The following is a 13,745-nucleotide window of genomic DNA, read 5'->3' as shown; positions in this document are numbered from 1 at the left end:
TTGATTGATTTTTATTTTATGTTACAATTTTAACCAGTAATTACCTTATCCTTAATTTCTTTAAATTTAAAATCCTGTCTGTTTACTTTTTGACAGTATCTTATATTCAAATCATAAATTCAATACATACATTAAAAATGCAATTTTATTTTTAGAATAACTATTCTATGGTATACGCACTCGCTTTTTATTAGATGTTTATTATTAATTTGGTTTTTTGTATTATTTTTTCACTGAAAAATAATATACGCATTAAACTTCAAGTTGCAATTTACAACACGCTATGAAACCTGATTTCTCCCCGCCTCGCGGGGAGAAATGATATGCATCTTGAAGTTAGATTGGTATATGTAGGGTTCAGGTTGGTTTCACGCTAACGCTATTCTTCGGGTGCAAAAATATCGACTTAAGTTAACCAGATTAAAGGCACACAAGCGGCAGTCAGAACACCCATTACGATATTGAATGTAAACCACGCGCGACGGCTTTTCAGTAACTGACCAATCAGTGAACCGAGAACCAGCCAGATTACACTAGCGAGGATATTGACAATTAACATCACTATACTGATGGCAAAAATGGAATAGTTATACAGCTCTCCAGCCAGACTGTAACTACTGATTGCGCCCAATCCCATCAACCAGGTTTTGGGATTTAAGAACTGCAATAGCCAGCTTTGATAAATTTTGATTGGCTCCCCTACCGACGCTGTGGTGTCCAGCCGCTTATAGTGCGAAGTAGCTGTCTTCCAAGCTAGCCATAATAAATACAGGCATCCGAGTATTTTCAGCCCCATATGTAAAGCAGGATAAATCAGCAGTAACGCGGCAACACCAAATGCAGACAGTAGCAAAATGGTTTGCATTCCCAGAATAATACCCAGACAAAGCGGGGTAGAACGGCGAATACCAAAATGAGCTCCCGATGATGTCAGTAACAAATTGTTTGGACCCGGTGTGACAGCGGAAATAAACATAAATATACTAAGCGAGAATATTAGGCTTAAAGTCATGGGTAGATTCCCCTCCCACCCTGGTAGTTAACAATTATTTTCAATAAAAATAACAGTATGTTATTTCACATACAAGATGACTAATCATGAAATCAATTCAAATTCATTATGAATCGTAGACTACAACTCCATTAGCAACGACCATGTTTACCCGATGATGAATGACAGTATTTTCAGGAGCAATCACAATGATTATCCCGTGGCAACAATTGGAAGCCGATACACTCCAAAACTTAATTGAAAGTTTTGTCCTGCGGGAAGGTACTGATTACGGCGAACAGGAAAAAACGCTCGAGCAAAAAGTGCAAGACGTCAAACGCCAACTTGAACGAGGTGAAGTTCTGTTAGTATGGTCTGAACTACATGGAACCGTTAATATCTTGCCTAAAGAGATGTTCCGCCCGTAAAACTCAGCTTGTTTGATTCATTCTAATTGACTGATTCGCCAATTTTATTGATTTAAGGAGTCTGTTCATGTCTGCCAAACACCCCGTTATTGCAATCACTGGCTCCAGTGGAGCAGGAACAACCACTACCAGTATCGCCTTTCGCAAGATTTTCCAGCAATTTGACGTAACAGCTGCACTGATAGAAGGGGATAGTTTCCATCGTTATACTCGTCCTGAAATGGATGCCGAGATACGGAAAGCAAGAGAACAAGGCAGACATATCAGCTATTTTGGGCCAGAAGCCAATGATTTCGGTATGTTGGAAAAAACATTCCTTGAATATGGGGAAACGGGCAATGGCCGCGGTCGAAAATATCTTCATACCTATGATGAAGCCGTTCCCTATAACCAATCACCAGGTACTTTCACACCGTGGGAACCCCTGCCATTAAATACGGATGTCCTATTTTATGAAGGACTGCACGGTGGTGTTGTCACGCCACAACACAATGTCGCTAGTCATGTTGATCTGCTGATTGGTGTTGTACCGATCGTCAACTTAGAATGGATACAAAAACTCATCCGTGATACAGGTGAGCGAGGGCATTCCAGAGAAGCGGTTATGGATTCCGTTGTTCGCTCAATGGATGACTATATCCGCTACATTACCCCTCAGTTTTCACGTACCCATATCAATTTCCAACGTGTCCCTACCGTTGATACCTCCAACCCCTTTTCTGCCAAAGCGATCCCCTCTCTGGATGAAAGTTTTATCGTGATCCGTTTCCGTGGCCTCACTCAAATCGATTTTCCTTATTTACTCGCTATGCTTCAGGGTTCATTCATTTCCAGCATAAATACTATCGTTGTTCCAGGTGGAAAAATGGGGCTGGCAATGGAATTAATTATGGCACCGCTTGTTAAACAATTACTGGAAGGCAAAAAAATCTCGTAATTTAATCCTTATTTAATTTTTAATAAGGCAGGTAACAAAAATAATGTTACCTGTTTTATTTAAATAAATAGGCCATTTTTTATGACAAAATTTTTTTCCTTTTATAAATGTAAAATCAATAAAACCAACTCTTCAGCCTGATTTCTGGTAATCTGGCAGCCAGTTCAATATGCTGAAGCGATACAGGAGAAGACAGAAACGCTTTCCTGTGTTACAAACAAGGTTACAAGTGTGGATGCAAGATGTGTGGGTTAAAATCAATATGCCCAAATCTTGGCATCTTTATAATCCATATAAAATTCCCACTTGTCAGTTTTTAGCAGGTTAATATGTTAAGCTATTGACTTTATAAAGCCAGCCTGAAGAGGAACAACAGTTTCTCATATCATAAAGGCAGAAATAACAACAGAGGATAAAGCGAATGGTTCTCGGCAAGCCACAAACAGACCCTACTCTTGAATGGTTTTTGTCACACTGCCATATTCACAAATATCCATCCAAGAGCACGCTTATTCATCAAGGTGAGAAAGCAGAAACGCTTTACTACATTGTTAAAGGTTCCGTTGCTGTTCTAATAAAAGATGAAGAAGGTAAGGAAATGATTCTCTCTTATTTAAATCAGGGGGATTTCATTGGTGAACTTGGATTGTTTGAAGAGGGGCAAGAACGTACGGCATGGGTACGAGCCAAAAGTGCCTGTGAGGTGGCTGAAATTTCCTATAAAAAATTTCGCCAGTTAATTCAGGTCAATCCTGATATTCTGATGCGTTTATCTGCTCAGATGGCTAGTCGCCTACAAACCACTTCTGAGAAAGTAGGTAACTTAGCCTTTCTGGACGTTACAGGCCGTATCGCCCAGACATTACTCAATTTGGCCAAACAACCTGATGCAATGACTCACCCTGATGGTATGCAAATCAAAATCACACGTCAGGAAATTGGGCAGATTGTGGGTTGTTCCCGTGAAACGGTTGGGCGTATTCTGAAAATGCTGGAAGATCAAAACCTGATCTCTGCACATGGCAAAACCATCGTCGTTTATGGGACACGTTAATTTCCTATAAACCAGAAACTCAGCCAGTGCAATCCGTTACTTCGCACTGGCTTTTTACTGCTATTTATTTAACCAGCGAGATATCGCCATTTCCAACCGCACCATACCCTCCGTGATTTCTTCTTCAGGAATGATCAGTGATGGTGTAAAGCGCAAGATGCTGTCTCCTGCACTTAATAACATCAATCCCAGTTCCGCCGCCTGCTGCAATATTTCTTTAGCCTTACCCTGATATTCAGTTTTCAATACGACCCCAATAAGCAAGCCTTTTCCTCGAATTTCCTGAAAGATACCATATTTTTGGTTTATCTTTTCCAAAGCACGAATGAACATGTCGTGCCGTTTCTCCACGCCCATCAGCACTTCTGGCGTATTGATAATATCCAGTACGACACAACCGATACGACAAGCCAATGGGTTTCCACCATAAGTCGTTCCATGGGCGCCCGTTTCCATTGCCGCCGCGATTTTATCTGTCGTTAACATTGCACTGATGGGAAAACCGCCCCCCAGCGCTTTTGCCGTCGTCAGGATATCCGGCTGTACGCCATAATGCTGGTAAGCATATAACTGACCCGTGCGCCCTATTCCACTCTGGACTTCATCAAAGACCAACAAAGCCTGGTGTTTATCACACAATTCCCGCACCCCATGCAGAAACGCCATCGTCGCAGGAGTCACTCCCCCTTCTCCCTGAATTGGCTCCAAAACAACAGCACAAGTGTGATCATCGATTTCCGCCCTGACGGCATCCAAATCGTTAAAAGGCACGTGAACAATATCAGCAGGCTTAGGTCCAAATCCTTCGGCATATTTCGGCTGTCCTCCTACCGAAACCGTGAAAAAGGTACGACCATGAAACGCCTGATGGAATGCAATGATTTTGGTTTTATTCGGATGATAGCGGGTAATCGCATAACGACGCGCCAATTTAAATGCCGCTTCATTGGCTTCAGCTCCCGAATTAGCGAAAAAGACTTTTTGGGCAAAAGTCGCATCAATCAACTTTTGCGCTAAGGTTAAGGCGGGCTCATTGGTAAAAACATTGCTGATATGCCACAATTTTTCACCTTGCTGTTTCAGGGCGTTCACCAAAGCCGGATGACAGTGTCCCAAAGCCAGAACAGCAATCCCCCCAGCAAAATCAATGTATTCTTTACCCTGTTGATCCCATATTCGACTTCCTTGCCCTCTGACAGGAATAAAATTCGCCGGCGCATAAATAGGCAACATCACTTGATCATAGGTATTTCGGTTTGTTGCTTTATTTTCTACCATTTCCCTCACCTTATTTTTATATCTGCCATTTCGAAATGAAATAATAATCATAAAATATGAATAAAAAATCAATTAATGACAAATAAAAAAACAACAGAATGAGGGGTATGGAGGTATCTGACTAATATTTGAGGAAATTATTCAACAATTCATGTCCCTGCTCACTAAGAATGCTTTCTGGATGAAATTGCACCCCTTCCAGTGGCAAAGTACGGTGACGTATTCCCATGATTTCATCTACGTCGCCATTATGCTGACTCCAGGCCGTCACTTCAAATGAAGCCGGCAGCGTCTCTGCGGCAATGACCAGAGAGTGATAACGCGTGACCGTCAATGGACGATCTAATCCTTTGAATACCCCTTGCTGGATATGGTGGATCAGACTGGTTTTTCCATGCATCACTTCATGAGCTTTCACAACCTTGGCACCAAAAGCCTGACCTATTGCCTGATGCCCCAGACACACCCCCAGAATGGGCAATTTCCCTGCAAAATGTGAAATCGCTTCCAACGAGATCCCTGCTTCATTCGGCGTGCAAGGCCCCGGAGAAATGACTAAATGAGTAGGTGCCAAATCTTCGATATCTTCAAGCTGAATTTCATCATTACGCTTAACTAAAACCTCTGTCCCTAACTCACAAAAATATTGGTATAAATTAAATGTAAAAGAATCGTAGTTATCTATTATTAGTAACATAGGAGTATATCCTACTGATTATTATAGTCTTATAAGTTGCCCTACCCCGTTGGGGTATTATGCATTCTGTATAACAGTAAAATCAGGTAAAGCAGTATTAACAACAATGGGGAACTAATCATACCACAGAAGCACTTTTAAAATAGTGGTACGGCGACCGCATTACCATAATGCAACATGATGTAACAACGTAGAAATGGCAGAGAGAAGGGGGAATGCAAACGGTACTCAAACAACCAGTTATGATTATCCGAATACCGTATTATACCAATCACCTTTCAAGATACTCATTGTTTCTCCCCGCTTCGCGGGGAGAAACAATGAGTTATGTTGTCTTATAATGAGCAACTTGAAAGATAACGCGTAATATGTCGGTCCGGGCTGTTAAGGTTCAACCTTGGCAGACAAGATCACAATAGGTTTTACCGGTACATTTTGGTAAGGGCCAACATTTTCTGTTTTGACTTGAGAAATTTTATCAACTACATCCATGCCTTTGACGACTTTGCCAAAGACTGCATAACCGAAATCACGCTGCCCGTGATCAAGAAAAGCATTATCGGTCACGTTAATAAAAAACTGACTGGTTGCGCTGTCCTTATCTGCGGTACGTGCCATAGCAATAGTACCCCGCAGATTCCGCAGACCGTTATCTGCTTCATTTTTGATTGGCTCTTTGGTCGCTTTTTGTTTCATATCCTTTGTAAAGCCACCGCCCTGGATCATAAAGCCCGGGATAACACGATGAAAAATAGTGTTGTTATAAAATCCCTCATTGACATACTCAACGAAATTCTTGGTAGTCATTGGTGCCTTATTGCTATCTAACTCAAGTTCGATTTCTCCAGCCGATGTTACCAGCTTCACGTGAGTTTCAGCGGCTAATGCTGGGACAGCTATCGCGCTGATAGCACATGCAGTCATAAGCGACACAAAAATACGTTTAAACATTGATGATTCCTTTATTTTTGAGGTCAACAATAAAACTCATAACAACAAAACTCATTAAGTGTAATTCCCTATGGAGTGAAGTTCCAAAGATTTACCTACATTTACGAGTCATATGACTTTTATATTCGCATATTTAAACAGGCGTTATTTTGAGAATAACCCCCATATTAATACGCTTTCCATGTCAAAGCGCATAAGCATCTATACCAATCTAACTTCAAGATGCGGGTGATTTTTCCCCGCATCGCAGAGAGAAATCAGGTTTCATATCATGTTGTAAATTGCAACTTGAAGTTTAATGCGTATATTCATCCAGCATTGAATACAGGAAATTAAATTTTCCATCCAAATTCAGCTGGACAACAATTGCAGAACGATTGGTATTGTCACTAGTGCGATAAATAGAGAAATAATAATAGAAAGGGAAATGGTTTCCTGTTTGAAACCATACTTATTAGCAAAAACATACACGCCTGCACCGATAGGCTGCGCAGCCATAATAATTGCGGCAATCAACCAAATATTGTCAGCTTGCTGCATACCAAACAGATAATAAGCGCAGATAAACGTAACCAACGGTTGTATCCCTAGTTTGAGTAACAACATCGGTACAACCAATTTTAATGCTTCCGCATTAATATGATCTTTAACCTTAAGCCGCGATAATCCCAGTCCTAAAGCAAATAATGCCGTTGGGCCTGCGGCATTACCAAGAAATGCCGCCAATGATTGCAAAAATTTTGGTACGGGAATCTCGAAATAGACGAAGATTAAACCTGCGATGACTGAAATAGTCAGGGGGTTACTCAATGTCACCTTTAATGACCTAACCAGACTCCGGCTGATGGATATGTTGCTACCCGATTGACGAGTAGAAAGAACATCGTAGGTAATAATGACAGCTATAATGGCTGGGATATTATGCAGGATCGTAGCTATAGCGGCAGGAAGCGCAGCAGATTCACCATAGACAGAGATTAGGATTGGAACTCCCATATATCCGGTAGTGCCATAACATGCTCCCATGCCTAAAAGAGAAGATTGAGGCAAACCAATCCCCATAATTTTGGCTACTAACACACCTAAAACATACACGACCCCAATGCCGGCCAAACTAGCAGCAATAAATCCCCATGATTGAAGTTCACTCACATCTGCACGTGCAATAGCCAGAAACAATAAGGCAGGGAGTGCAATATAAAGCACATAATCGTTGATTAATGTATCGGAATGTCCACTATCAGGACGCAAACGACCAAAACAATATCCGATAAAAATAACCAGAAATATGGGGGCAACTATCATAAACATTTAGATTAATTCCACATGAGTGTTGATAAAACATCCCGAAAATTTCCCTGGTGTATTAGACTTGCTGTCATTATTCAGAATAAATATTGGCTATTTTTTGATGATATTGCTGTAATCATTTAATTCTGTTAAATAAATAATTCCTTTCTTATCATTAAATTTATTAATGATGACAACAAAGGCGGTACTATGAAACTGGATATTCGTACTGATCGTTTTGATGGGCGTGGTATAACGCTTGAGCAACTACGCGCGTTTGTATTCGTAGCGACACATGGTGGATTTGCTAAAGCTGGGGAAGAGTTGGGCCGCACACAACCAACGCTTAGCCTAAGTATTAAACGACTTGAAGAAGATATCGGATGTCGTTTAATTGATCGACGCCAAGGCACTATTATTGGATTAACCAATGAAGGTAAACAGCTATTACCCGCTGCCAAAGATATTCTTTTCCGCATGACCCAAGCGCTACAATCGGTAAGAAAATTCCAGTTGAGAGGCAAAATTGCACTTGGTGTCCCTGATGATTTCAGCATTAGAAACCTGCATAAAGCGATCTCCTGCTGTCTGGAAGAACATCCTGAATTAAAAATAGAAATTACCGCCGCTTCATCACCGGTACTTTCTGCCTTATTAGAAAAACAGCAATTAGATATGGCCATCACTAAAGAAATAGCGGGACAACCCATCAATGCCAATCATAAAAGCATCTTGAGAATTGAACCGCTACATTGGGTTGCTGTAGAAAACAAGTACTTCAATAACCTACAAGAAATTCCACTGGTTATTTTTCCTGATGGCTGCGTCATTCGCCAATGTGCCATAAACGCACTGGAACATGTGGGTAAACCTTATTTTCTCGCGTATGTCAGTGCTTCATTTGAAAATGTGAAAAGTGCCATAGCACACGGTTTGGGCATTGGGTTATTGCCACGCCACTCATTAACCGATGCTCTATGTGTATTATCTTCCGAACATGGTGTCCCTAATGTTCCTGCCATTCAGCTGGTTTTACATGTGACGGCCCAAGGTGAGTTATACACATTATTTGCAGACTACCTGCGCCATTCGTTGTCGGAAGAAATGTCGGTATAAATGTCGGCATAAAGTTACGCCTGTCCACAAGCGGTTGCTCTCGGTATAATCACCGGGCTATTTTTGTGTATTCCTCAGGGAGATAACCATTTTGACCATCAAAAACTACAACTATCATATGACCCACTTTATTACGAGTGCACCTGACATTCGCCACCTGCCTCAAGATGTGGGCATTGAGGTCGCGTTTGCCGGTAGGTCAAATGCGGGTAAATCCAGCGCCCTGAATGCGCTGACCCGCCAAAAAAGCCTTGCACGAACCAGTAAAACCCCTGGCCGTACCCAATTAATTAACCTGTTCGAAGTTGAAGAAGGGATCCGTCTGGTCGACTTGCCGGGCTATGGTTACGCTGAAGTCCCGGAAGAGATGAAACGTAAATGGCAGAAGGCGTTGGGAGAGTATCTCCAGAAGCGCGAATGCCTGTTAGGGCTGGTGGTTTTGATGGATATCCGCCATCCGCTGAAAGATCTGGATAGGCAAATGATTGAATGGGCGGTCGTGACGCAAGTCCCCGTCATGGTATTGCTAACTAAAGCCGATAAACTGGCTTCCGGTGCCCGTAAAAGCCAATTGGCAAAAGTTCGTCAGGAATTGACCTCTTTGGGTGGTGATATTCAGATTGAATACTTCTCCGCCTTGAAAAAAATCGGCATCGATAAACTAGAGCAAAAACTCAACCTTTGGTTCAATCAACCTGCCCTTGAAGCGGAATAACTCCGAACCCTTCCCTGCCATAAATCGGGTATAAAAAAACGCCCCAGTCAAAAGAGATGACTGGGGCAGCTAATATTCAGCTAAATCCGATTACGTGAAGTAAAAGGTCTGAAAGATAGAACATCTTACCTCTGTACCCTACGCCGATAACTTTAACCTATTCTTTTAATCAAAAAAAGACTTTTTTGTAATTAATTTTCACCAATTACCTCGATTCAGCTGTTAACATTTAAGCAAATCAGGTTATTATGACACCATTAATGTAGTTTAATTACATAATTGTGAGATCTAGATCTAATCTAAAACCTAACTGAAATTCTTGCCACACGCCCCTTCACGGCGTAATTGAAATCATTTTAGTTCATTAAATGAGCTGCATTTTCATAAAAATCATTCAATAAAAAAGAACCGCATTTTTGCGGCTCTTTTTCAGCTTCTAAAATAAACGGTACATCAATGTGCCTGATCCCAATTATCACCAATCCCAACATCCACTTTTAACGGCACAGCAAGCTGCATACTTTGTTCCATCAGCTCCCTGATTTTCTGTCCTGCGGTTTCCAGCTCTGATTCATGGACTTCAAATACCAATTCATCGTGAACCTGCATGATCATGCGCACATTTGGCTGTTCACTGACAATCCAGTTATCTACCGCAATCATAGCCAATTTGATGATATCCGCTGCCGTTCCCTGCATCGGTGCATTGATAGCTTCACGCTCTGACGCCTTGCGGCGCATGGCATTACGCGATTTGATATCCGGCAGGTATAACCGACGGCCTTCCAGCGTTTCGACAAATCCATGATCAGCCGCCTGCGCCCGTGTACGTTCCATATAAGCCAACACCCCTGGATAACGTTCAAAATAGAGATCCATATAGCGCTGTGCTTCACCACGCGGAATGCCTAACTGGCGGGACAGACCAAACGAACTCATGCCGTAAATCAGGCCAAAGTTAATCGCTTTAGCACTGCGACGCTGCTCGCTAGTCACTTGCTCCAATGGAACACCAAACACTTCCGCAGCCGTCGAACGGTGGATGTCCTTACCTTGGGCAAATGCTTCCAACAGGCCTTTGTCCTGTGACAAATGCGCCATAATGCGCAATTCAATCTGTGAATAGTCCGCCGCCATAATGCGATAACCTTCTGGTGCAACAAATGCCTGACGGATGCGACGCCCTTCACCATTGCGAACAGGGATGTTTTGCAAATTTGGATCACGAGAAGAGAGACGTCCCGTCGCCGTTACCGCCTGATGATAAGAGGTATGAACGCGATTCGTCAGTGGGTGCACCATCTGAGGCAATTTATCAGTATAAGTGGTTTTCAATTTTGCCAGGCCACGATGTTCCAAAATCACCCTTGCCAATTCATGGTCTTCTGCCAACTCTTCCAACACTTCTTCATTCGTTGATGGCGCACCAGTTGGCGTTTTTTTCAAGACAGGCAAGTTCATTTTTTCAAATAAGATGACTTGTAGCTGCTTTGGTGACGACAGATTGAATTCTTCCCCTGCTAATCCATAAGCGGATTTTTCCAACTCATCCAAACGCGCCGTGATTTCTCTTGAATGTTCTGCCAATGTTTGGGCGTTGATCAACACCCCTGTTCTTTCCATACGGGATAGCACCGGCACCAGCGGCATTTCGATCTTCTGGAAAACTTTTTGCAGAGTTGGAACATTTTCTAACTGGGGATACATGACCTGATGTAGCCTAAGAGTCACATCCGCATCTTCCGCTGCATATTTTGCGGCCTCCTCCAATGGGATTTGATTGAAGGTGAGTTGCTTTTTACCCTTGCCGGCAATTTCTTCAAATGTGGTGGTCTTATAACCCAGATGACGATCAGCAAGGCTATCCATATCATGCCGCCCTGCTACGCTGTTCAAAACATACGATTCCAGCATGGTATCGAAAACAATGCCATTTAAAGCAATGTCATAACGTGCCAAAACCCCACGATCAAATTTCAGGTTTTGACCAATTTTAGGCAGATTAACATCCTCCAGCAGCGGTTTTAAGGTGGCGAGCACTTCATGCAGCTCCAATTGCTGTGGCGCATCCAGATAATCGTGTCCCAATGGCAGATAAGCGGCTTCAACTTCTGATTCCCCCACGGCAATGGCAAAGGACATCCCCACCAGGTTAGCTGTTAAGGTGTCAAGACTGTCGGTTTCAGTATCAAAAGAGAACGCCGGAGCCTGTTTCAGCTTTTCAATCCACTGATCAAGGGATTGGCGTTCAAGGATAGTTTGATAGTTTTCCGGTGAAATTTTAGCGCCAGCTGGTGCAACAGCCACTGGTTCTGACTTAGCGTTGGCTGAGGCAGGTTTTTTCCCATTGCCTTCCAGCCAACTGCCATTCTGTACGTCACTGATCCAACGTTTGAATTCATAATGACTAAACAGTGCCAGTAACGCCTCCGTATCCGGTGGCATAACAGAAAGCTCTAAACAGGTCTTATCCAGCTCAACGTCAGTTTTGATTGTCGCCAATTGGTAGGAAAGATAAGCCACTTCTTTATATTGTTCCATTTTACCACCCAGAGTTTTGGCTCCACGGAAACCAAGTGTGGCAATCTCATCAAGCCGGGCATAGATCTCATCCAATCCGCCAATACCCTGCAATAGTCCCAGAGCGGTTTTTTCACCCACTCCCGGCACCCCCGGAATATTATCGGAAGAATCCCCCATTAAGGCGAGAAAATCGATCATCAGTTCAGGGGGAATGCCATATTTTTCCTTAACCTCTTCTGGCCCCAAAATTGTATTGGTCATCGTGTTAATCAGTGTGATATTTGGCGTCACCAATTGAGCCATATCCTTATCACCAGTACTAATGAGCACCGAACGGCCCTCTTTTGCAGCCTGCAACGCTAATGTACCGATGACATCATCAGCTTCAACGCCTGTCACAACCAGAATTGGCAGTCCCATAGCCTTGACCATTTTGTGCAGCGGTTCAATCTGCAAGCGCAAATCATCTGGCATAGGCGGCCGATGGGATTTGTATTCAGCAAATAGCTCATCACGGAACGTTTTGCCTTTGGCATCAAACACAACCGCCACATGACTGGGTTTGTACTGCATGATCAAACTTCGCAGCATATTCAGAACGCCATACATGGCGCCAGTCGGCTCTCCCGAACTGTTTGTCAGTGGAGGAAACGCATGGTATGCACGATAAAGGTATGAAGAACCATCAACCAAAATCAGGGGATTGTCTGCTATCTGTGCCATAAAATTTTCTTTGTCGTTCTGTGGGATGGATTGATGAATAAAGAATAGAATGCCATATTGTGCCGTTATAGACGAATTTTGCGGGAATTTTCTCGTACTAACTTGCATTTTATGCCAAATATTCTGATAAGTACTCTGTGGATAACTTTGTGCACAAAAAAATGACATATAAAACAGATTGATGTTTATTATCACAAAGAGTGGAAAACAGAAGATGAAAAATCAATGAATTACACGGAACATTAAATAAATATTACAACCGCTTTAAAATCACTGACTTGTGGATATTACCGGAATTTATGTTATGAAAGGTGTTTTTTGGCAAGTATTGTGCCAACTTTCTCATAGCCGACACAATACCTATATCATTTTATATCAATACTAGCGTTTTTGTTTCGTTACGCCACCCTCTGGCAACTTATTTTTTGTTCACCAGATAGTTCACAACATCAGAGAATTTCTGTGAGTAATCCAAAGCTGAACGAGTATCAATTCCACCATTGTTAATCAAGTACTTGCCATTAACAAAGATCGCCGGAACACCGCGCAAATTGAAATCCTGGGCCGCCTGACGCTCTTTAGCGGCCACCGACTGCACGATAAAGCTGTTCAGGGCTGCATCGTATTCTTCACCAGACACTCCCGCTTTGATGAAAGCATTGCGGATATCTTCCTTGCTAATGATGGTTTGGCTTTTCTGAATGCCATCAAACAAAATAGGGGTGACTTTATCTTCAATCTTCATCACAATGGCGACAGCCCAGGCATCAGTCAATGCTTTTCCCAAAGGCCCAAGAAAATCCACATGGTAACGTTCATGGGTCACACCTGCTGGCAAATTTTTCTCAACAGTAGTAGGAACATGATAAATATGTTCAAACTGATAGCAGTGAGGACAATAAAAAGAGAAAAACTCCACCACCTGGGGCTGATTCGCAACCGGATTTTTTAACTCGGTATACTGTTTGCCTTCGGAAAAACCAGAAGCAGATGCATTAAATGCCATAAACGCTCCCACCAGTGCTAGCCAAAATTTCTTCAT

At 42.4% G+C, this 13,745-nt stretch carries 12 protein-coding genes; 5 read left to right on the top strand and 7 right to left on the bottom strand.

Features of this window, described 5'->3' with window-relative positions; translation table 11 throughout:
* Window positions 1–406: 406 nt before the first annotated feature.
* The gene (locus tag WDV74_RS01140; protein ID WP_338884121.1) at window positions 407–1,012 is read right to left on the bottom strand and encodes a LysE family translocator; all 606 of its coding nucleotides are present in this window, start codon (window positions 1,010–1,012) and stop codon (window positions 407–409) included.
* A 188-nt stretch (window positions 1,013–1,200) separates the two neighbouring features.
* Between WDV74_RS01140 and WDV74_RS01135 the strand changes: the two genes are divergently transcribed.
* From WDV74_RS01135 to crp, 3 genes are all read left to right on the top strand, one after another.
* Complete coding sequence (locus WDV74_RS01135; protein ID WP_338884120.1) at window positions 1,201–1,419, top strand: YheU family protein; 219 nt, start codon at window positions 1,201–1,203, stop codon at window positions 1,417–1,419.
* 67 nt (window positions 1,420–1,486) lie between these two features.
* The gene (locus WDV74_RS01130) at window positions 1,487–2,356 is read left to right on the top strand and encodes a phosphoribulokinase (RefSeq protein ID WP_338884119.1); all 870 of its coding nucleotides are present in this window, start codon (window positions 1,487–1,489) and stop codon (window positions 2,354–2,356) included.
* Window positions 2,357–2,777: 421 nt separating this feature from the next.
* A complete protein-coding gene (gene crp, locus WDV74_RS01125) occupies window positions 2,778–3,410 on the top strand; it encodes a cAMP-activated global transcriptional regulator CRP (protein ID WP_004240730.1) in 633 nt (210 codons plus the stop codon).
* 60 nt (window positions 3,411–3,470) lie between these two features.
* Here the strand turns inward: crp and WDV74_RS01120 are convergent, their stop codons facing one another.
* The 4 genes from WDV74_RS01120 to WDV74_RS01105 form a co-directional block, all read right to left on the bottom strand.
* Entirely contained in the window at window positions 3,471–4,688 is a 1,218-nt protein-coding gene (locus WDV74_RS01120) for an aspartate aminotransferase family protein (protein ID WP_338884116.1), read from the bottom strand.
* Between the two features lie 121 nt (window positions 4,689–4,809).
* Window positions 4,810–5,385 (bottom strand): aminodeoxychorismate synthase component II, encoded by a 576-nt coding sequence (locus tag WDV74_RS01115; RefSeq protein ID WP_338884115.1) that lies wholly within the window; start codon window positions 5,383–5,385, stop codon window positions 4,810–4,812.
* Between the two features lie 384 nt (window positions 5,386–5,769).
* Window positions 5,770–6,336, bottom strand: coding sequence for a peptidylprolyl isomerase A (ppiA, locus tag WDV74_RS01110; RefSeq protein ID WP_273557548.1), 567 nt, complete (start codon window positions 6,334–6,336; stop codon window positions 5,770–5,772).
* A gap of 351 nt (window positions 6,337–6,687) precedes the next feature.
* A complete protein-coding gene (locus tag WDV74_RS01105) occupies window positions 6,688–7,647 on the bottom strand; it encodes an AEC family transporter (RefSeq protein WP_338884114.1) in 960 nt (319 codons plus the stop codon).
* Window positions 7,648–7,836: 189 nt separating this feature from the next.
* On the opposite strand from WDV74_RS01105, the gene WDV74_RS01100 reads away from it, so the two are divergent.
* Together WDV74_RS01100 and yihA are read left to right on the top strand one after the other, a co-directional pair.
* Window positions 7,837–8,742: a LysR family transcriptional regulator gene (locus WDV74_RS01100; protein WP_338884113.1), complete on the top strand. Its 906-nt coding sequence runs from the start codon at window positions 7,837–7,839 to the stop codon at window positions 8,740–8,742.
* A gap of 91 nt (window positions 8,743–8,833) precedes the next feature.
* Window positions 8,834–9,457 (top strand): ribosome biogenesis GTP-binding protein YihA/YsxC, encoded by a 624-nt coding sequence (yihA, locus tag WDV74_RS01095; RefSeq protein ID WP_273557543.1) that lies wholly within the window; start codon window positions 8,834–8,836, stop codon window positions 9,455–9,457.
* A 453-nt stretch (window positions 9,458–9,910) separates the two neighbouring features.
* Here yihA and polA read toward each other — a convergent pair whose 3' ends face one another.
* Together polA and dsbA are read right to left on the bottom strand one after the other, a co-directional pair.
* On the bottom strand, window positions 9,911–12,703 hold the full coding sequence (polA, locus tag WDV74_RS01090) for a DNA polymerase I (RefSeq protein ID WP_338884112.1): 2,793 nt from the start codon (window positions 12,701–12,703) through the stop codon (window positions 9,911–9,913).
* 418 nt (window positions 12,704–13,121) lie between these two features.
* The gene (gene dsbA / locus WDV74_RS01085; RefSeq protein WP_273557541.1) at window positions 13,122–13,745 is read right to left on the bottom strand and encodes a thiol:disulfide interchange protein DsbA; all 624 of its coding nucleotides are present in this window, start codon (window positions 13,743–13,745) and stop codon (window positions 13,122–13,124) included.

Source organism: Xenorhabdus sp. TH1 (assembly GCF_037260955.1).
Classification (GTDB): domain Bacteria; phylum Pseudomonadota; class Gammaproteobacteria; order Enterobacterales; family Enterobacteriaceae; genus Xenorhabdus; species Xenorhabdus griffiniae.
Note: the sequence above shows the minus strand (reverse complement) of the source record. Positions and strands in the feature narration are given on the sequence as shown.